This window comes from Peribacillus sp. SIMBA_075 (assembly GCF_046534585.1).
In genome coordinates this window covers 1-242 of record NZ_JAWRYN010001423.1, presented here as the reverse complement: position 1 = coordinate 242, position 242 = coordinate 1, and the positions used below count along the sequence as shown (strand labels likewise).

At 74.0% G+C, this 242-nt stretch carries 1 protein-coding gene; it reads right to left on the bottom strand.

All coding sequences use genetic code 11. The annotated features are described in order from the left end of the window. Positions 1-242: hypothetical protein (locus tag SB775_RS33045; protein ID WP_410865514.1), on the bottom strand; the 242-nt coding region annotated here is incomplete at both ends.

Genomic DNA, 242 nt, shown 5'->3' with positions numbered 1-242 from the left:
GCATCGCCCAGCCGCTCCTGCTGCTCGCCACGCGAAAGGGTGATGTCGCCCTTCTGGTGCGCCGCCACCAGCGCCGCCGCCAGCTGCGCTTGGCTGCGGGTACCGTCGAGCAACGGCAGCAGGTGCTGCGAGGCGACATCGAGCACCACGGTCTCGTGGCTGGGCGCCACCACCCACGACTTGCCCGCCCCCGGCGCCTCGAACCGGCGCGCATGCCAGGCCCGTGCCGGCTCCCAGGCGAC